This is a genomic window from Polaromonas sp. P1_F8 (assembly GCF_056405635.1).
This window is the reverse complement of record NZ_JBFUBS010000003.1, coordinates 502,059-520,326: the sequence shown is the minus strand read 5'-3', so window position 1 is coordinate 520,326 and position 18,268 is coordinate 502,059. Positions and strand designations below refer to the sequence as shown.

Here is an 18,268-nt window from a genome sequence, read left to right as displayed (position 1 = left end):
GCGTGTGGCCTGAACGGCACCCTGCGTTCCGCCTAAAACCGCAACCCACATTGCCCAAGCCGCCACAAATGAGAGCAGCCCTGCCAGGAGCAGAACCCTACGCCATGCCTTGGATGCACTCGGCGCGCCAAACGCTACGGCGGCACCGAGCATCCAGGCGCCAACAGGCGCCGCAGCACCTGGCAGGAGTGATCCGAATGACACCCAACCAAGCAGAGCAACGAGGGCTCCGCCTAAAAGTGCAGGGCCCAAGCGACCGGCAATGGTGAAACTAGGCATGCTTTTTTGGGATGTCATCTGTGCTGGGGGGCTAGGGAGTTTGCTGCGGCCTAACGTAGAAGTGATCGGCAGACCATATGCGCGCGACAGCGTGCCTCGAGGACGTCCGTGTCGACTGCCATGTTATGCATTGCCCGTCCCTTTGGTTAGCTGCTTGCTCCGAATATGAAAGGCCCCGCCAAGTGCCATGAGCAGAAGACTTCCTTCCGCAAACACGGGGCCGATCGCCACGAGGATTCCGAGCCACCGGGCCGCCCCGATCACCAAGAGCGTGATCCCCAGAATCCGTAGCCTCTCGCCACGTTCGATGCCTCGGTTAGCCAACGCGAGCCAAAGGGATACAAGGGCAAATGGCACGGACAGCATCACCCCCGCGACTATAAATGCTGCGGCGTACTGAGCTGGGTGTCCAGCGGACGGCGAACCCGCCAACACCGTAATCGCCGTGGCAGCTCCCCCCCCCCCCGCCGCCCCCCCTGCCGGTGCGTGTCCGTGTCGAACGACCTGTTAGACCGCATCGCTCGGAGGTTTCCGCGGCCTTAACAATGGCAGGAATCCGGTCACCCAGAAGGTGAGCCCAACAGAAGCCAGGAAGGTCGGCAATGCGAGATTGCTATGCATGAACGCCCACCCACTTAGGATTCCAGCCTCCTCGCAGGCCCAAGCCACGAGCAGGGAAATGAACGGGCCGGCGAAAACAGCGACCCCAAGGCGGGCCACAAAGCGCGCGATCCGCGCCAACACTGCTCGTTCTTGCTCGATGTCCATGTGCGGTCTAACGTTTGAGTTCAGCGCCGCCGAAGGCGGTCCGCTGGAACGAAGGGTTAGACGACATCATTCTGCAACCACCTTCTCGCACGCTCGAGCGCTTCACTTGGCGTCTTAAGCAGTAGCGTTTCCGATACGTATTCGACATCGTACGTCGCACCATGCCACAACTCCAGTTCATACTCATCCGCGACTTTGCGAAGCTCGAGCGAATGGATGTTCTTTAGCCCAAATGCCAAGATGAATGGGCCACGAAGTTTGTCATCGCGAACGCTGATATCGTGGCAAATATCTGCCATTCCATCTACCAGCGCAGTGATTTGTGCACGAGTGTCGGTCATGCCGTCTAACGTAATGTATGCCGCAAAACCTGCGGTATAACTTGGCGCTTGCAATCTAATCTGGACATCAAAACCTCCTGTAAGCCGCTTGCATGCTGGACTTCAAGGCAATATACTGTAAATTCATACAGGTATAAAAATTCCGTGAAACCCCGCAATCCTCCACTGCAGTCTGCCCGCTTGCTGGATCAGGTCCGGGAGCGGGTTCGGTATTTGCACTATAGCCTTGGCACCGAGAAAACTTACCTGTATTGGGTTCGATTTTTGTCAGCCGGCATGGCCGCAACGGCCACATGACGCATCCGCGCGACAGGGGGCACGCGCATCCTTGCTGCTCCTCCGCCTAGCGCCGACGTGCAGGCATCAAGAGCTCAAGGTCTTGAATGGCGGCGGTGGCTTTCGACCTGGCCCAAACTACTGGAATGAGGTTGAACAGTGGAAGCAGAAAAACGAGATAGAAGAAGAGTTGAACGCCCGCAGCAATTTTCATGGTTCCAAGTAGCCGGGTTCGCTGCACAAATTCGGTGTTTTCCAGATCGCCTTCCCATAGCGATAGCTGGCGACAAACGATTATGAACCCGACGATCGCCAGGGCGGACGCCGTGAGGCTCAAAAACCAAAACGTCTTTTCCGGCATTTGCCTGTTGCCCAGGATGTTCAGGTGAAGCAGTAAATCGGCTTGTCTGAGCGCGATCTCGATCAGAAACGGGAGCTGAAGCACTATTGCCGCAGTGAGGAGTTTGCGTGCCAACTGCAAGGTACTTTTGTGCCTGTGAATTTCGCGAAGTGCTGTCATGCTTGTTTGATGATGAGAGATGCGCCGCTGATGAGGCTTAACGTTCGGGCTTCCCGGCGCACAGCAAGCGCCGCGTAGCAGCACCCTGCTGCTGCGTGTCCGAGCCGGGCGAAATGTCAGACATGCCTGGTTACCTGGTTTGCTTTAGATGAATACACTCCGGCTGGCCTCGGACTTTGGCCCAGTACTCAAGCCTGGCATCGTCATCAATGTCGATAATGCCGCCGTACATCGTGTCGCCACCTTTCCTCTTGGGGCCAGAGATCCAGTAACGCGCTCCCGTCTCTTCCTCGATGCAGTTGTATTTGTAGCCGGACTTCGTTTTCAGAAAACGCTTCCCCGCGTACGTGTACGAGCGCGTCGAGCGCGACATCTCCACCCAGCCAATGCGGCCGGAACCGCCCAAACCACCTGATTTGTTCTCGATGTACATGATGCGCTTCATGCTCCGGCTCTCTACTCTTAATGTCTCACGTTTGACTTAAGCGGACCGCCGCAGGCAGGTTCGCTTGAAGGAAGGATTCGGCACCACTCAGGTCGACCAAGCCAAGTTGAATTGGAACTTGGTAGTCCGCGGCAATGAGGCTGGCTCGAAAGGACTTTCGAGGATGGATCGTGAGCTTGTGATCAACGATGGCAATGCGATCGACCAAGCTTGGCGCATCATCGTAGAACTTCACCTCCGCAACTCTAACCATCTTCGAGCGCTGCGTTCTCAGATTTGTGACTTCAACGAATACTTCGGCGGGTTGTGGATGCACGGGAACCGTTTGCTCGACGCGTACACGGTATTGCTTCGTCGCTTTGACCTTAAGGCACACTCTGAGCGCCTCGCCTTCTGACTCGACTGAGTGTCGAAGCACTTCAAGCGCTGGCGCCTCGGTTGGCGCAAGCATGCGCAGTGCTGAAAACGTTGCCTCGGTAACTACAGCCAGTTTTCTTTCGTCCGGCATGGAGTTGAACGCTGGATCCATTCCGCAGAGCACGAATCGATGCCAATGCTCCGTGGCGTATTCGGTCATCCTGACTGCCCCATCGGGCAGAGATGGTGTAAAGCACAGGTAGAGATGATCAGCGTGGCCGATGGACATTCCAAGTTCTTCGCACTTCATCCCGACGCGCTGGCCAAGAGCTACACATGCGCGTGGGAAACCATAGAGCTTCGATGCGTAGTTCGGCATGGGATGCTCGAACTGAGGGGGATCGATGCTCTCGAAGTACCGAATGTCGCGCAGAGGCTTGGGTGTTTTGGGTGGTGAGCGCATATTGACACCTAACGTTGGAGAGGACCAGCGACCAGAGAACAGGAGCGCCGTAAGCGCGGACGCCCTTGGGCGTCCGTGTGGACCAGCATGTTAGAGCATGCACCTAGAAGCACGTGCCCGCCCATGAACATCCGATGAAGATGGCTGTGAGTAGCACCGGCATAGCCATGGCCAATACGTAAGCCACGGCGATTGCAATTCGGACCCTGAGCGAGCACGGCATGTATTTGATCAGGCCGAACGCGCCGACAAACGGAAGCAGTAACAGTACGGCCAAGAGTATCCATTCGGCAACTGTGCCATGCAACGAGCGAAACCGGGGAAGGAGCAGCACGCATACGCCGAGCGCCATGGGGCCGAATAAGACGGCTAGCGTCAGAAATTTCCAGGATGCAGCTATCGTCGGCCTCATGGACACACTCACATTTGACTTATGCGCCCGCCGAGGGCAAGTCCGCTTGAAGCAGGGTTAAGCCTCACAGCCACCTTCGCACCCTCTGTGTGTACGACGTGTAATCGTTACCAAACATGCGCCGCAGCACCCTCTCTTCGGGTTGAATCTGGAAGCGAGTGACATAGAGAACGAAGAGCGCAGAGCCGGCCAGAAGCGCAGGCGCTGACAAGTAGAAACTCCATGCCACCAGAAGCAAGGCGAGTGCGACGTACATTGGATTGCGAGTGATCCGATAGACACCAGACGTGACGAGTGACGATGCCCTCTCCGGCTTCAAAGGATTGACCGTGGTCCTGGCTCGCCGAAACGCAATGGTGCCAGCGATGCTGAAGTAGCCACCAATGGCCGCGACGACGCCGGCTGCGACGATGCGAGTAGCGGGCGACAGTTCAAGCGTCGGCGCAACATTTCTAGCGATCCACATGGTGATCGCGATGATTAGCGCCACGAGCGGCGGTGGGATCTTGAGTTCTAGGGCGCGCATAGCTTGGACTCTGAGGCCTAACGTTTGACATGAGAGGGGGTGCCCGGCTTGCCGGGCCACATCCTCTCGATGGAAGGGCTAGGCGTCACTGTCGTCAGTGTCTGATGACTCACCTTGATGAGAAAGCTTGAGCCCGCCTTTCCCGTCCGGTAGCCACACTGCCCCGGTTTCTGAGCTCGCATCAAAAAACCCAAGTTGATGCTTGGCTGCAAGGCTAAAGACCTGCTCATATGCGGCTTCTGCCTTGGACCAGGCGAACGCGGCGTAGATTGCTTCCTTCCCGACGCTATAGTCGGTGACAGCCGAATCATCCTCTGGAAACTCTTCCGAAGAGAAGGGGCCGTTCATTGCCGGGTACGACTTGATCATCTCAAGGAACCAAGCCTGAAGCTCTGGTGTGGAGACCTTTGGATCGTCGTAGCTGTGATCCTCAGACCATTCGGATGTCTCTTCCCACCAGGAAAGAAATGCCTCGCGTTCATTCGGCGCCTTAGCGGGTGCAAAGACAAGCAAGTCATAGCTCATTCAGGGTCTCCAGGTGTAAGCAGTTCGGCTATGCGCCTTGTGACGCCTAACGTTAGATAACCGGCGCACAACACTTCGCGGCGACGCCGCCTCCTGCTGTTGTGGGTCCGTGTCAATTGATAGGTCAGGCTTCACCTGGTACTCTTCCAAGAAGATCGACGATTGAGTTCCAATAGCTTGAGTTGGGCACTGAGTCCATCATCTGAAAGCCAAGATTAATGGGGCGCCAAACTGCTCCGCCTATCAGGCGAACAGCCAGGAACGGATAGTCGAAGAAGTCCTCTTCATTTGGGGGTTGATCTGGCTTAAACCACTCGCCGTGCCTGGCCCTAAGCAAAACCTCACCAGCAAACGAACCGAAGGCATAGATGGACTTTGCTACCTGTTCCATCCTGGCACCGCCGGTTTTCCATTCTTCCAGAACGGAGTCGACTCGGCGCAGTGTGGATGGGGCAAACGAGGAAATGTCGACGGCGTAGATCTTTTGCGTCATCCGAATGGCATCGCTGGCATATCCATCTATTGTTTCGATGGATGGCTGAAAGTGCAATGGAATCAATGCTTCCCCCGAGGATTGTGTGAAATCTAACGTGTATGTGAGCGGTCGCCACAGGCGATCCACTCAACGGGCGTGTCAGGAATCATCCTTTTCGAATGCTTCATTTGTGAGTTCCTCGTCAAGTAGCTCGTGCATCCAAGAGCCACCACCAGAGTAGACCAACTCCGCGTAGTCTGGCTTCTTACCTGTGCCTTTCGTAAAAGCCAGTACGGGGTGCACATATTCCGCGCCAGTATTCATCACCCTCGACCCATCGACGATGCATGCCAAATGGAACGCCAGGTTTTCAGTCAACTCCCGCAGCTTCTTCTCCTTCTTCACTCCAGCTTCGACGAAGCCATCGCGGACCGTTATCAGGATCTCCAGCAGCATGCGTCGTTGGTGCGCCTCAAAGGCTGAAGAATCATTCACAAGGGTGCTCATTGATGACTCCTAACGTGAAGATAATCGGCGCCCACCCAAGGTGGCCGCGAAGCAGCAGGACGCCTTTGGGCGTCCGCGTTGACTGACCTGTCAGGTTTCAATGCCACAATTTCACCGACTCCATGCGAATAGTGCGATCCCCATCAGAGATACCAACAGGACGAACAAGAGCACAAGATATGAAGGGTAACCTAGCCAGCCGAAGTAGCGCAATTCCCGGCTTTGAAAGATCGCGTTGCATCCAGGGCAGCGAACTCCGAATAGGACTACCCCAGGTACCTCGCCCGCGCTCGTTGGAAGTAGCATTCCGAAAAGGCGAGCCACGGTAATCTTCAATCGATGAGCGCGCCCCATGAAGGATTTCCCGCACTCTGGACATACATCATGCTTCTCCATGAAACCCTAACGTAAAAATGAACGGGCCACCAACACTTGCGGCGCCGCCGCCTCCTGCTGTTGTGGCTCTGTGTCGATTGACCAGTTAGATGTGCACGCAGGAACCAGCTTGCTCATTGCGTACCTCCTGGCATTGGATCAGAACCATCACCCGGCGGAAGCGTTTTGCGTCTGCGAGGCTCCGCGTCGGTCAAGTGCACAAGCAAAACGCAGACTACTCCAAGGACAGGCAATAGCCACACGATCAGGCATTGAAAGGTCTTCTGAGTCGTAGTCAGTGCCGGCGAAAGCACAACCCATGCAGCGAGGGCAAGGTTCGCCACGACCAGAACGACGACGCATATGGCGAGTGTGTTCATCATCTAACGTTTGAGGTAAGCGGCAGAACCCGGTACCACGGGGGGCTGTCCGCTTGACCGAATGGTTAGACCGCATTCTGGCCGAGTATGCGTCGGACTTCTGCGAGAACAAGGCCGCGCCAGCCAGGAAATGGCGCGAGTGCAAGTCCCGGACCGGGAATCAGCGTTTGCCAAATGGCCACAGCTGGTGAATGGCATCCCATGGTCCTTGAGCGAAGCGCAAATGCGGCGCCTCCCCCTTTTTTAGTATGTCCTCCGCTGTAATCAAGTGATTGACCCGATCGATGACCTCCTGCGCTTCGATCGACACACTGTGCAAATTGATTTTCTCGGTACGCAGCTGGGCGCGCAGGCGCTCCAGCGCCTTGCGGAACGCTGGAAGCTGATGCAATTGATCGCGAGTCACGATGGTGCTGGTTATGACCAACAGCTGAAGCACACCTCTCTTGTTCATCAACGGACGCACCCGCGTCTCGCTATCAACAGAAGCCGCCACCTTTGTCACAGCAGCATCTATGAGCTTCATCACGGACTCGAACGGATCGGCCGGAGGCGCCGGAGGAACTACTGGTCCATCGTCATATAGACGGACCGGGCGAGCTGCAGTCGAGGATTTGATAAAGACATCAATGTCGCCCGGCAGGATCATGAAGCGAAACGCCACCGCTGCCTTGCCGAACTCGTCCTCAAGCTGTTGCCATCCGGCGGGGGGCAATGCGAGGAAGGCTAAGGTCAGCCCGATGGAGTCGACGCAACAACGAAGCTCCCCAACATGCGGTTGCCTCGACTGGGTGTGCCAGATCAGGTCGTCTTCATGATTGAGCATGTCATCCCAGCTACAGCTTGCGGGGGGCCTAGCCAGCATGCGTCGGGCCAGTTTCAATTGATTGTCTGGTGTCATGTCCAACCGGATGCTGAGTTTGTATTTTGGTTTGAAGCAGTGCTACGGAATTCCAAACAACGGTCATTGAAACAGCACTACTTCACGCTCTAACGTTTGACATGAGGGGCGGCCACAAGCAGGCCAAGCCTGATTGTGGACGTCCCCTCGATGGAAGGGTTAGGCCTCGGCGACTGCCGCAATGGAGACCTTCAGACCAGGGATGCGTGCAGGAAGCTTGGCGCCCTGGCGAGCTGGCGGATTCGAAGGAAACCACCTGAGCCATTCCTCATTCATTCCCGGGAAGTCGTCTTCGTCCGCTAGCACGACTGTGACACTGACAAGCTTGTCTAGCGAACTACCCGCTTCCTCAAGAATGGCCTGTATGTTGGTCAGGCACTGCCGAGTTTGCTCCTGAATGGTTGCGCCTTTGATCGCGCCCGTACCCGGATCGGCCGGGGCTGTGCCAGAGACGAACACCAGGCCGGCTGCTTTGACGGCTTGACTGTAGGCCGGCGGCGGCTTGGCCGCCTTTGGCGTAAAGACGATTTGACGAGCCACTTTGCCTCCTGAGCGTTGATGGGTGGGCTGTATTCCGAGGCCTAACGTGAAGATGACTGGACCACATCACCTTACGGCAAAGCCGCCTTGTGATGTCGTGGGTCCGTGTCGATTGACATGTTAACCATCGATTGCTCCCGGAGCGAACCAACCGACTGAGTGCTCGGAAATCCCAAAAAAAATCTAGTGCGTCGAGGATGTCACGGCGCTTGCAGACTCCGTTTTCAAAGAGAACCAATAGCTCCACGCCGCCCGCAGGACTTTGCTCGAACTCTTCGAACCCGACTTGGCGCCCGCTATCGGACCGCGCACCGAAACACTTCGCAGGGCCGAGACCGTCCTCGATGTAGGACTCCAACCGTGCGCCGACTACCGCGGCTAGGCCCTCTATAGAGCAGGCGCCCTTGTCGATATGCGCGCCGTGGCGGTAGTCGCCCTTCGCCCAGGCATCTGGAGGAACGAACGTGAACCTTGCAGCCATTGAGGGTTAACGTAATGTATGCCGCAAAACCTGCGGTATAACCTGGCGCTTGCAATCTAATCTGGACATTAAAACCTCCCGTAATGCGCTTGCACGCTGGGTTTCAAGGAAGTATTCTGTAGATTCAAAGAGTGATAAAAATTCCGTGAAGCCCCGCAATCCGCCCTTGCAGTCTGCCCGCTTGCTGGACCAGGTCCGGGAGCTGATTCGGTATTTGCACTATAGCCTTGGCACCGTAAAAACTTACCTGTGTTGGGTCCTTTTTTTGTCCGCCGGCATGGCCGCAATGTCCGCATGATGCATCCACGCGACATGGAAGCCTCGCTACGCCTGTGGCTGGAGTCCTCCCAGAGTCCACAATCCCTCCGGGCAATGACACTGACCCGCGGAATCATCAAGTACAGAGAATCCAAGCGCAAGGGCCTCCGCCAGCATGACAGGAAGGAACGTTTGACGCCCCTCCGGAGTGATATTCAGTATGTACAGCGCAGAGTTATCAGGCACCTCCTCTAGCGGTTTGGCAAGTGTCCTCTCCAGGAGCTCAGCTGGCAGGGATTTCGTTAGTTTCTGGCTCAGAGCCTCGAACTTTTCATGCGCGGCCCGGTACCGGAAGCCGTACAGGCGGCTCTGGCGTTGGGCGTCATGAACGTCCTTGAAGTTTGGGTGCTCGAAGATGTAGAACGGCTGAAAATCTTGCGACATCAAGTACTTTCTTTGAGGTTAAAACATGAGACTTCCACTGCGCGCGAAATAAAGGACATTTGAACGGAGTTGTAAAGAACATCGGGCTTACGAGTTGGGGCCAAGGGCACGAATCTTCTTTGTGTGCGCGTTAATCCAGATAACCCCGTCAAGACTTAAACCGTGGTGAATGACACGGATTTCCCAAATCCACTCTCCTCGCGTCGCGAAGTCCTTGATGTCTCTTCCGATACGAAACAAGCCGGTAGCGCCAACGCCTTCTTCAGCGAGAAGCCCGTGATTCTTAACCCAGTATTGCAGGGCCATATCTTCCGCGATCAAACGCGATGGAACGAAGCTCGCAAGAAGCGTCTCGAAGGACTCAACTCGCATCTCCTTCGCAAGCTCGAAGGTCGATAGATAGTTTCCATCCCATGACTTGAGCGCCGGTTCTGCGCCTTGAGCCATGGCGCAGATGCCAAAAAAGAGTGCTGTGAGCGTCTTTTTCATGGCTAGGGTCATTCAGTTGGTGGAAATTCGGGATATCGAGGCAGTTGGTCGGCAACGTGCAACCACGGAAGGCGCCTGGATTCCCAATAGTGAAACGTAGGTGCCACCTGGCTTGGATCGTCAAAACTGCAGATCGTGACGTCAATCAGCCCGGGAATGTAATCCGCGGCAAAGCTGATTTGCGTGCCGCAACGTGCACAGAATCCGCGGCGCGAACCCGGCGATGACTCATAAACCGTTGGCAACTGTCTCGTGAAATCGACTTGCGCTTCTTGAAACATTGCCCACGCGACCGCGGGCGCCGCATTGGCACGCCGACACATCGAGCAATGGCAGAGTGCGGCCATCACCGGAGAGCCTGAGACCCGATATCGAACCGAACCACATTGGCAGCCACCTTCGAGTGATAGTTTGTCCATGGTGCTCCTTCTGGCGACTAACGTTTGACATGAGGAATGACCCTTTTAGGCATCCCCTCGATGGAAGGGTTAGACCTCATGTTGGAGTAACGCTCAAAGTTTGCTCGGAAAGCGGTGGTACATAAAGAACTGCGAGTCTTGGCTCCAGCCTTGTGCTTCATAAAGTGCCTGACCGGACTTGTTTGTTCTTGCGACATTCAGTGTGACTCGGACGGCGCCAAGTGACCAGGCATAGGTTTCAACAGCGGCCAATAGTTCGGAGGCTACGCCCTTCCGCCGGCCGAATTCGTGCACGAAGAGGTCGTTCAGCACGAAGACGCGTTCCAGCGAGACCGATGAATAGCTCGGATACAGCTGTGCAAAACCTAAAGACACATTTTCGTCTTGTGCGATAAAGATGACAGACTCGCCGTGATTGAACCGCGCCTGAAGAAACTGTTGCGCAGCAGCCAAGTCACTCTTTTCTCCTTGAAACTCGCGATACTCGTTGAAGAGCTTCGCGAGTTCTGCGAGATCAGACAAGACGGCCTGGCGGACGGTGATGCGGCTCATGCGATGTGACTTTGAGGTCTAACGTTCGAGGTAACCGGCGCCCACCCAAGGCCGCGAAACGGCCGGACGCCTCTGGGCGTCCGCGTTGACTGACCAGCTAGACCGCACGCTCCACCTCCTGTTGAATTCTATTGATCATACTAGCCAGGTCGGGCTGGTCACCATACATATCAAGCTCGCGTGTGGCGATTAGTCCCATGCTGAATGGCCCGGGAGCAGGCTCCGTCTCCTCCCCACGAGAGAACGATAGGCACCACTTCAACTGCCGAAGAATGGTCTCTGCCACAGCCCAACCCTGCGCGGCCATTGGTTCAATTTGGGCGATGGCTTGCTCGATGTGCTGCGTGAGCTGCGGGTTCATGCGGTCTAACGTTGGACATGAGCGGCGCCGGGAAGCGTGGGTAGCACGCTGGAAGATATCCGATCGATCGAAGGGGTGGGTGGCTTTGTGCGCCGCGTTGGCGGCAGGCCGCGATCGCTAACCTCGTCAGCCAGCAAGCCAAACAGCGCCATGCATACCAAGAGCGCCAAAGCCCACGGCAGATTGCTACGTATCCCTCCCGCAGTTTCTCCAAAGAAATGAAACCAATCGTTCCTTTGCTTTGAGGGAAGAAGCACCAAACAAATCGGAAGAGCAACACCCGCGAGAACGATGAGCCCGGTGGCCCAGAACCAATCGCGAAAGTAACTGAAGAAGGCTTTTGAATTCTCACCGTGCGCATATGCCATGTACGGATTACTGTTCTTTCTTTTAATGAGCACCTCACCATCAATGAACGTTTCCCAGCCAAGGTAAAAAAAGTAGCTGCCAAAAGCGACCAATAGGGCAGACGCAATGAGGAGCCGTACGATCCCGCCGCTTCGGCTTGAAATGACTGATCGTGCCATAGCAGCCACCTAACGTCGGAAATGACCGGCGGCGCATAGGCGGGCGAAGCCCGCCGCGTCGACGTCCGTGTCGATTGACCTGTTAGGCCTCATGTGCGCAGCCTGCCAGGAAGGCGGAAAACTCAGCGCCGAGAGTGGCGGCTGTGGCCTTAGGAATAGCAATTGCCTGGACTCCGGTGAGAAACAGGTAGTGGTTTCGGTCGTCTTCCGAACAGTCGATGATCGCCGTCCGACGGACAACTGACCTGGCGGACGCTGACTCCAAGACTAGCGAGCCGTCCTGAAGGTCCACCGATTGCTTCTCGGTGAATGCGCTGTTCGCGGCGGAAACATACTTTTGGTAGAGCCACTGCCCCGCTAGCGGCCGAACACAGGCAAACAGGAAGCCGACAACTGCGAAGAACAGAATTACTCCGTAGCCTCGTGCGACATCAGGCGTTCTCTCCCACTGCTTAAAGAAGGTGAACGCTGCGAGAGCAATGAACATCCATGCAAGCACCTGCGCAAAGAAGGCCAAATTCATCCGTCCGTGATTCCGCTCAAAGCGGGCTACCACGGCGCGCTCCAGCAGCTTGAAGTCGGTAGCGTCGAGGGAAAAGCTTACTGGCATGTGTGCTGAGGCCTAACGTAGAGATGACCGGACCACCAACATGAGCGGCGGAGCCGCCCTCTGCTGTTGTGGGTCCGCGTCGATTGACATGTTAAGCCTCACCACGCACCTCTAATACTTCAGCGTTGGCCACCAGTTTCGGGCCCTCTTGGATGCGCCACCGGCGGCCCACATGCAGGAACTCAGTAAGTCCAAGGCCGTTCAGAAACAGGACCTCCAGGGTGCGAGTTTCTCCGGGACTCACAACTTCACCCTCGGGAATTTGGAGTTGTCCGATATAGAACCACCGGTCATCCGGTCCACCAAAATTGTGATTCGGTCGATACGGCCCCCTGCAAGGCCCACGGCGGCCGCCTTCCTCGGTCGCGAGAAAGGAAACTCGCGCCAGCACCCGGCGTGGCGCGCCCTCTTCAAGCTGATCGACGAACGAGAACGGCTCCATATCAGGTTTAACGTTTGACTTGAGCGGCGCCGTCAGGCGCCCGCTCGAAGGATGGGTTAGGTCTCACGCTGCATCCGCCCTAAAGACCACGAAGTGCGGCGACGACTTATTGAACTCTTTCATTCGGTCTGCCAAGTGAATGTGATCGTAGGTCTCGCCCATCCGATCCATCTCCGCCGCACAGAAAACGAGAAACTCACCGAGGCGTCGGAGCTCAGTTGGCGTTGCGCTCAACGTGATCTCAGCCAATTCTTCCGAAACGACATGCTCGGGCTCGACGTTTTGATTCGCGTATCCAGAGATTTTCATCTGAGACCTAACGTTTGACATGAGCAGCGGCTGGAAGCAAGCGAAGCTTGCTGGAAGACGTCCGCTCGATGGAAGGGTTAGGCACCGGTGTATTCACTGCTGCGCCTTGCCTTGCTGCATACGAGCACGTACTTGCTCGCGCATGCGTTCGTTGAGTTGTTGAAACTCTCGAATGAGCTTGTCGCATGGCTCTTTCGTGGCCTGGCAAAGAGCGGCCATTTCAACGTAGACCTCTCCGTTTGGCCGCTGCTGGATGATGCGGCGCACGACGGCCGGATGCGCATAGTGACCTTCTGGAGTGAACGACCACACGGCAAATGCCGGGTTGGGCTCGTTGATGATGACCCAGCCGTCGGGTTTGGTGATGTTGATGCTGACACCAGGCTTCGCCTTGAGGGACTCAAGCGCCTGGGAAACGCTCGCATATCCGAGAGCTTGCGCTGCGCCCCGCGACTCCTCAAGCGGTACTTCGGACTGCGCCAGGCAGATTGCGCAGCTCGTGGCTAGAAGGAGTGTTGCGACGTAGTGTTTCATATGAGGTGCCTAACGTTGAAGCTGACCGGAACGAAACACATGCGGCGACGCCGGAACTTGAAGTTGCGTTTCCGTGTCGAGCGCCCTGTTAGAAGGCATTTGGTCAGTCACCACGATAACGCTCCCAGAACAAGACAAGGCCGATTAAAACAAGCACGCCAAGAGCGGAAAGAACCCAGCCCAAGATACTTCCACATCCGAAGGTGAACTCATTGGCGATGCACGTGACTTTGTCGCCATCGTTCAGCCACCGGTAGAGAGCCGTGCCAGCTGCAATGCAGACGGACAAAGCCATCACAAGCAGCACAGCTAGAGAAAGCGATTTCCTCACGTCTTACCTTCTAACGTAAAAATGACCGGCCCACCAACATGAGCGGCGGAGCCGCAGCCTGCTGTTGTGGGTCCGCGTCAATTGACAAGTTAGATCGCTGCACGCACACGCTCCGATTACTGCCCGAGTAGAGCGACGTACGTGGCGGCGACGCAGAAGAATACACCGAACACACCGCCTGTGACGACCATTGCAGGGGAAAGAGCCAGTTCATCGCGGCGCTTTGCAACCGCGATTGCGCCCGCCAAGGCCATGAGCGTGACATACGCAACGAAGGAGAGCGGCAACCACTTGGGTACATCAAACTTCGCCGTCCACCAGACGTAGAACGACGTGCCTGCCCAAACGTACTCGAAGAACGAAAAGGCGGTAGTGACTGCTGATGCCCTACCGGCGCCCTTGGAAAGGGCGTATGCATCGACCACTTGCGCAGCACCGACAGCGATGCACAGAAGCACATAGATAAGACCGGGCGTCAATTGCTGCAATCTAACGTAGACGTAACCGGCGTCTTGCGCCAGGAGTGCGCGTAGCGCACGAGCGCCGCAAGGCGTCCGTGTTGATGGCCAAGTTATGTGGCTGATAGTTCAACGGCGAGCCCCCTCTCTGTGAGTGAGATGACGAACTTTCCCGGTTCGGCCTCGGCCTTTTTGTCTCGATAGACCGCTACTCCATCAATTTGGGGTAGTTGCTCAGGGTGTGGATCAACGTCCGCAATCTCGCTCCAATCCGAGACAAACGCAAACCACTTGGGTGAGTCGAAGGTGCGCCACTCAACTTCACCGTTGGTACCCCGCGAATTGTCCATGGTCGCCTTCGTCCATACCACCGATACAACTGGCTGCGCCCATGGGAGCGTAGCCGACATCGCTCTCACGTGAAGTAGCGCGACTTCGGTGAAAACTACTTCAGCCACGAGAACATCGCCCCGGGGGGGTCTGCCATATAACGGTTGAGCTGAGCGGCGCGCGCGCTGCTGTATGGACTTGGCACTTTATCCCTCACGCGTCCGCTCCAGCGATTTGTTAGATTTCCGTTCACTTCACCACTCGTGTATTGATCGGAGCGGTCCAAGCCTTACCGCGACTAGAACGATGATGGCACACCAAAACAAGATGCCGAGCACTGCCGCTCCGGCGATCGGGAAAATATCCGCACCGCGAATACCGACTTGAGCAGAACCAAGAGCATGAGTGTACCGAGGCTTTCTGCGGCCCAGGCTAAGCAAGAACAGAAGCACCTCTCCAGTTGCTGTGAACGGCGCGTGTAATCGGAAGAGAAGGAGCAGGATCTCCACTAAACCCAGCAGGGCAGCGGCCGCTGAAACAACGGTAAGTATTGTCACTAAAGCGTGCATGGGCGAAGGAAATCTAACGTAATGTATGCCGCAAAACCTGCGGTATAACCTGGCGCTTGCAATCTAATCTGGACATTAAAACCTCCTGTAAGCCGCTTGCATGCTGGGATTCAAAGAAATATACTGTAATTTCATACAGATATAAAAATTCTGTGAAACCCCGCAATCCTCCACTGCAGTCTGCCCGCTTGCTGGATCAGGTCCGGGAGCGGGTTCGGTATTTGCACTATAGCCTTAGCACCGAGAAAACTTACCTGTATTGGGTCCGTTTTTTTGTCCGATGGCATGGCCGCAACGGCCACATGACGCACCCGCGCGACATGGGAGCACGCGAGCTGGAGGCGTTCCTCACGATGCTGGCCAATGAGCGCAAAGTTTCAAGCGCCACCCACAACCAGGCTTTGAGCGCGCTGCTGTTTTTGTACCGTGAAGTACTGGAGGCAGACTTGCCTTGGCTCACGGAGCTCAATCGCCCCAATCGGGTTCGCCGAATTCCTTCCGTACTGACGAAGGAAGAAATCGCCAGTCTCCTGGCCGTGATGGACGGCGAAACTTCCCTGCTCGCACGCCTGCTTTATGGCACCGGCATGCGGCTGATGGAAGGAATGCGCTTGCGGGTCAAGGATGTGGACTTTGACCGCCACGTCATCATCGTGCGCGAAGCCAAGGGCAACAAGGACCGTGTGGTGATGCTGCCGCGCTCGCTCGCACCGGCTCTTCGGCTGCAGATGCTGACTGCCCGCGCAACATGGGAAATGGACCGGCAGGCTCAGCGCAGCGGCGTGCAGGTGCCCGACGCCCTTGAACTCAAATACCCGCGGCTTGGTCAGACCTGGGGATGGTTCTGGATGTTTCCGGCACCCAAACCCTCTATTGACCCACGCACCGGCGTAGAGCGACGCCATCATCTTTTTGAAGAACGCTTGCAACGCAGCCTCAAAAAAGCTGTCGCGCTGGCTGGCATCGTCAAGCCCGTATCCGTTCATACCCTGCGACACAGCTTCGCGACCCATTTGCTGCAGTCCGGCACCGACATCCGCACCGTACAGGAACTGCTGGGCCACAGCGACGTGAGCACCACGATGATTTATACGCATGTGCTGAAGGTTGCCGCCGGCGGTACAGCCAGCCCGCTGGATGCTCTGCTCGCCTGAAGCGCTATTGATTTGATAGCTGCTCGCGCACATTCGGATTGGGCTGCAGCCCGTTTTGATACCTAAAAAAAGGCCAAAACCGCTTTGGAGGCGGTTGCAGCGCCTTGGCGAGGCATGGCAGCGTCAAATCCCTTATTTTTGAGCATTTTGGGGCTGCTTTTAGATACGAAATATGCCCGTAGACCAATGCAGACGAGCGAAAGCAGCTATTGATTTGATAGCACAACAAAACGGCGCACAAGGCGCCGTCTTCGTTTCAGCCCCGACCAGAGGCCTCAGTGCGCCCCGGCCGCGGCGTCCGCACTCCCCGCCCCCACCTTGGTATGCCGCGTCAAAAACACCAGTGGAATCAGCAGCAGGAAGATCAGCGAGGAGGCATAAAACACGTCGTTGGCGGCCAGCATGTAGGCCTGCTGGTCGACCAGGCGGTTGATGGTGCCCAGCGCCTGGTCAGGCGTGAGGCCGGCGCCGGCCAGGCCTGTCAGGGCGCTGTTGGTGGCGGTGCTGCCCTGGTTCACGTATTCGCTGATCTGCGCGTGGTGCATGGCGGCGCGGTCTTGCCAGATGGTGGTGGCAATCGAGGTGCCGAAGGAGCCGGCCGTGATGCGCACGAAGTTCGACAGGCCGGATGCCGCGGGGATCTTGTCGGGCGAGATGCCCGACAGCGTGATGGTGACCAGCGGGATGAAAAAGAAAGCCATGGCCACGCCCTGGATGATGGTCGGGATCATGATGGTGCGGAAGTCGGCCTGGGTGTTGAAGTTGGACCGCATCCACAGCACCAGCGCAAACACCATGAAGGCAAACGCGGCGAAACGGCGCGGATCAACTTTCGCGATGTTCTTGCCGACGACGGGCGACAGCAGCAACGCAAACGCGCCAACAGGCGCCAGCACCATGCCGGCCTGCGTGGCGGTGTAGCCCATGTATTGCTGCAGCCACAGCGGCAGCAATACGACGTTGCCGAAGAAGAGGCCGTAGCCCACCGACAGCGCCAGCGCGCCGGCCCAGAAGTTGCGTTTTTTGAACAGCGTGAGGTCGACCACCGGATGCTCTTCCGTCAGCTCCCAGATCACAAAGGCGATCAGGCCGACCAGCGCGATGATGCCCAGCGCGATGACTTCACCAGAGTGAAACCAGTCGAGCTCCTGGCCCTTGTCGAGCATGATCTGCAGCGCGCCGACCCAGATGACCAGCAGCGCCAGCCCCACCGAGTCGATGGGCAGCTTTCGGGTGACGCTTTCGCGCTTCCTGAAGATGCTCCAGGTGATGAAGGCAGCGCCGAAGCCGACGGGGATGTTGATGTAAAAAATCCAGGGCCATGAAATGTTGTCGGTGATCCATCCCCCTAAGAGCGGCCCCATGACGGGCGCGATCAGCGTTGTCATGGACCACAGCGCCATGGCCAGCCCCGCCAGCGCTTTCGGGTAGCTCGACAGCAGCAGCGCCTGTGAAAGCGGAATCATCGGCCCGGCCACCAGGCCCTGCAGCACGCGCAGAAAGATCAGCGTGGTCATGTTGGGCGCCAGGCCGCACAGCCACGAGGTGATGACAAACAGGATGACGCTGGTGGTGAAAAGCCGCACCTGGCCGAAGCGCTGCGACAGCCAGCCGGTGAGCGGCACGGCAATCGCGTTGGCCACGCCAAAGCTGGTGATGACCCAGGTGCCCTGGTTGGGGCTCACGCCCAGGTCGCCGGCAATCGCGGGCAGCGACACGTTGGCGATGGACGTGTCGAGCACGTTCATGAAAGTCGCGGCCGACAGGGCCAGCGTGCCCCACAGGCGGGCAGAGCCCGTCAGCGGTGGCGGCTGGACATAGGCGGAGGCGGGAGCAGGTGCGGAAGCCATGAAAGCCTTGCGAATAAGGGGCTGGTGGAAACCGCTACGGAAAATCGCTGCGGTTGCGCG

Annotated in this window: 24 protein-coding genes; 1 reads left to right on the top strand and 23 read right to left on the bottom strand. The window is 56.9% G+C overall.

The window, feature by feature from the left end; all coding sequences use genetic code 11:
- Positions 1-786: 786 nt before the first annotated feature.
- The 22 genes from AC1D1J_RS14365 to AC1D1J_RS14260 all read right to left on the bottom strand — a co-directional run bounded on the left by AC1D1J_RS14365 (position 787) and on the right by AC1D1J_RS14260 (position 14,326).
- Positions 787-1,047 carry a hypothetical protein gene (locus AC1D1J_RS14365; protein WP_477686712.1) on the bottom strand — a complete coding sequence of 87 codons (261 nt, stop codon included), beginning with the start codon at positions 1,045-1,047 and terminating at the stop codon, positions 787-789.
- A 56-nt stretch (positions 1,048-1,103) separates the two neighbouring features.
- Positions 1,104-1,388: a hypothetical protein gene (locus tag AC1D1J_RS14360; RefSeq protein WP_477695014.1), complete on the bottom strand. Its 285-nt coding sequence runs from the start codon at positions 1,386-1,388 to the stop codon at positions 1,104-1,106.
- 343 nt (positions 1,389-1,731) lie between these two features.
- Positions 1,732-2,184, bottom strand: coding sequence for a hypothetical protein (locus tag AC1D1J_RS14355; protein WP_477686711.1), 453 nt, complete (start codon positions 2,182-2,184; stop codon positions 1,732-1,734).
- Positions 2,185-2,314: 130 nt separating this feature from the next.
- Positions 2,315-2,629 carry a 1-deoxy-D-xylulose-5-phosphate synthase gene (locus AC1D1J_RS14350; protein ID WP_477695013.1) on the bottom strand — a complete coding sequence of 105 codons (315 nt, stop codon included), beginning with the start codon at positions 2,627-2,629 and terminating at the stop codon, positions 2,315-2,317.
- 25 nt (positions 2,630-2,654) lie between these two features.
- Positions 2,655-3,365, bottom strand: a complete 711-nt coding sequence (locus AC1D1J_RS14345) for a hypothetical protein (RefSeq protein WP_477695012.1) — start codon at positions 3,363-3,365, stop codon at positions 2,655-2,657.
- Positions 3,366-3,925: 560 nt separating this feature from the next.
- Positions 3,926-4,387 carry a methyltransferase family protein gene (locus AC1D1J_RS14340; RefSeq protein ID WP_477695011.1) on the bottom strand — a complete coding sequence of 154 codons (462 nt, stop codon included), beginning with the start codon at positions 4,385-4,387 and terminating at the stop codon, positions 3,926-3,928.
- A gap of 78 nt (positions 4,388-4,465) precedes the next feature.
- Positions 4,466-4,912, bottom strand: a complete 447-nt coding sequence (locus tag AC1D1J_RS14335) for a hypothetical protein (protein ID WP_477695010.1) — start codon at positions 4,910-4,912, stop codon at positions 4,466-4,468.
- Positions 4,913-5,036: 124 nt separating this feature from the next.
- Positions 5,037-5,534: a hypothetical protein gene (locus tag AC1D1J_RS14330; protein WP_477695009.1), complete on the bottom strand. Its 498-nt coding sequence runs from the start codon at positions 5,532-5,534 to the stop codon at positions 5,037-5,039.
- 12 nt (positions 5,535-5,546) lie between these two features.
- Positions 5,547-5,894, bottom strand: coding sequence for a hypothetical protein (locus AC1D1J_RS14325; RefSeq protein ID WP_477667528.1), 348 nt, complete (start codon positions 5,892-5,894; stop codon positions 5,547-5,549).
- Between the two features lie 915 nt (positions 5,895-6,809).
- Positions 6,810-7,550: a hypothetical protein gene (locus tag AC1D1J_RS14320; RefSeq protein WP_477667529.1), complete on the bottom strand. Its 741-nt coding sequence runs from the start codon at positions 7,548-7,550 to the stop codon at positions 6,810-6,812.
- Between the two features lie 159 nt (positions 7,551-7,709).
- Complete coding sequence (locus AC1D1J_RS14315) at positions 7,710-8,090, bottom strand: RidA family protein (protein ID WP_477686703.1); 381 nt, start codon at positions 8,088-8,090, stop codon at positions 7,710-7,712.
- A gap of 805 nt (positions 8,091-8,895) precedes the next feature.
- Positions 8,896-9,273 (bottom strand): rhodanese-like domain-containing protein, encoded by a 378-nt coding sequence (locus AC1D1J_RS14310; RefSeq protein ID WP_477686702.1) that lies wholly within the window; start codon positions 9,271-9,273, stop codon positions 8,896-8,898.
- An 87-nt stretch (positions 9,274-9,360) separates the two neighbouring features.
- Entirely contained in the window at positions 9,361-9,762 is a 402-nt protein-coding gene (locus AC1D1J_RS14305) for a hypothetical protein (protein WP_477686701.1), read from the bottom strand.
- 8 nt (positions 9,763-9,770) lie between these two features.
- On the bottom strand, positions 9,771-10,181 hold the full coding sequence (locus tag AC1D1J_RS14300; protein WP_477695008.1) for a GFA family protein: 411 nt from the start codon (positions 10,179-10,181) through the stop codon (positions 9,771-9,773).
- A gap of 93 nt (positions 10,182-10,274) precedes the next feature.
- Positions 10,275-10,733 carry an N-acetyltransferase family protein gene (locus AC1D1J_RS14295; protein ID WP_477686699.1) on the bottom strand — a complete coding sequence of 153 codons (459 nt, stop codon included), beginning with the start codon at positions 10,731-10,733 and terminating at the stop codon, positions 10,275-10,277.
- A 366-nt stretch (positions 10,734-11,099) separates the two neighbouring features.
- Positions 11,100-11,621 (bottom strand): hypothetical protein, encoded by a 522-nt coding sequence (locus AC1D1J_RS14290; RefSeq protein ID WP_477695007.1) that lies wholly within the window; start codon positions 11,619-11,621, stop codon positions 11,100-11,102.
- Positions 11,622-11,703: 82 nt separating this feature from the next.
- Positions 11,704-12,231, bottom strand: a complete 528-nt coding sequence (locus tag AC1D1J_RS14285; protein ID WP_477686697.1) for a hypothetical protein — start codon at positions 12,229-12,231, stop codon at positions 11,704-11,706.
- A 91-nt stretch (positions 12,232-12,322) separates the two neighbouring features.
- The gene (locus AC1D1J_RS14280) at positions 12,323-12,673 is read right to left on the bottom strand and encodes a hypothetical protein (protein ID WP_477686696.1); all 351 of its coding nucleotides are present in this window, start codon (positions 12,671-12,673) and stop codon (positions 12,323-12,325) included.
- 63 nt (positions 12,674-12,736) lie between these two features.
- On the bottom strand, positions 12,737-12,982 hold the full coding sequence (locus AC1D1J_RS14275; protein WP_477695006.1) for an Imm32 family immunity protein: 246 nt from the start codon (positions 12,980-12,982) through the stop codon (positions 12,737-12,739).
- Between the two features lie 93 nt (positions 12,983-13,075).
- A complete protein-coding gene (locus AC1D1J_RS14270; protein WP_477668236.1) occupies positions 13,076-13,516 on the bottom strand; it encodes a hypothetical protein in 441 nt (146 codons plus the stop codon).
- A 103-nt stretch (positions 13,517-13,619) separates the two neighbouring features.
- Positions 13,620-13,847: a hypothetical protein gene (locus AC1D1J_RS14265; protein ID WP_477686695.1), complete on the bottom strand. Its 228-nt coding sequence runs from the start codon at positions 13,845-13,847 to the stop codon at positions 13,620-13,622.
- A 116-nt stretch (positions 13,848-13,963) separates the two neighbouring features.
- Complete coding sequence (locus AC1D1J_RS14260; protein ID WP_477695005.1) at positions 13,964-14,326, bottom strand: hypothetical protein; 363 nt, start codon at positions 14,324-14,326, stop codon at positions 13,964-13,966.
- 1,030 nt (positions 14,327-15,356) lie between these two features.
- Between AC1D1J_RS14260 and AC1D1J_RS14255 the strand changes: the two genes are divergently transcribed.
- Entirely contained in the window at positions 15,357-16,358 is a 1,002-nt protein-coding gene (locus tag AC1D1J_RS14255) for an integron integrase (protein ID WP_477686691.1), read from the top strand.
- Positions 16,359-16,633: 275 nt separating this feature from the next.
- On the opposite strand, the gene AC1D1J_RS14250 is transcribed toward AC1D1J_RS14255, so the two are convergent.
- Positions 16,634-18,208 (bottom strand): DHA2 family efflux MFS transporter permease subunit, encoded by a 1,575-nt coding sequence (locus AC1D1J_RS14250; protein ID WP_477695004.1) that lies wholly within the window; start codon positions 18,206-18,208, stop codon positions 16,634-16,636.
- Between the last annotated feature and the right edge of the window lie 60 nt (positions 18,209-18,268).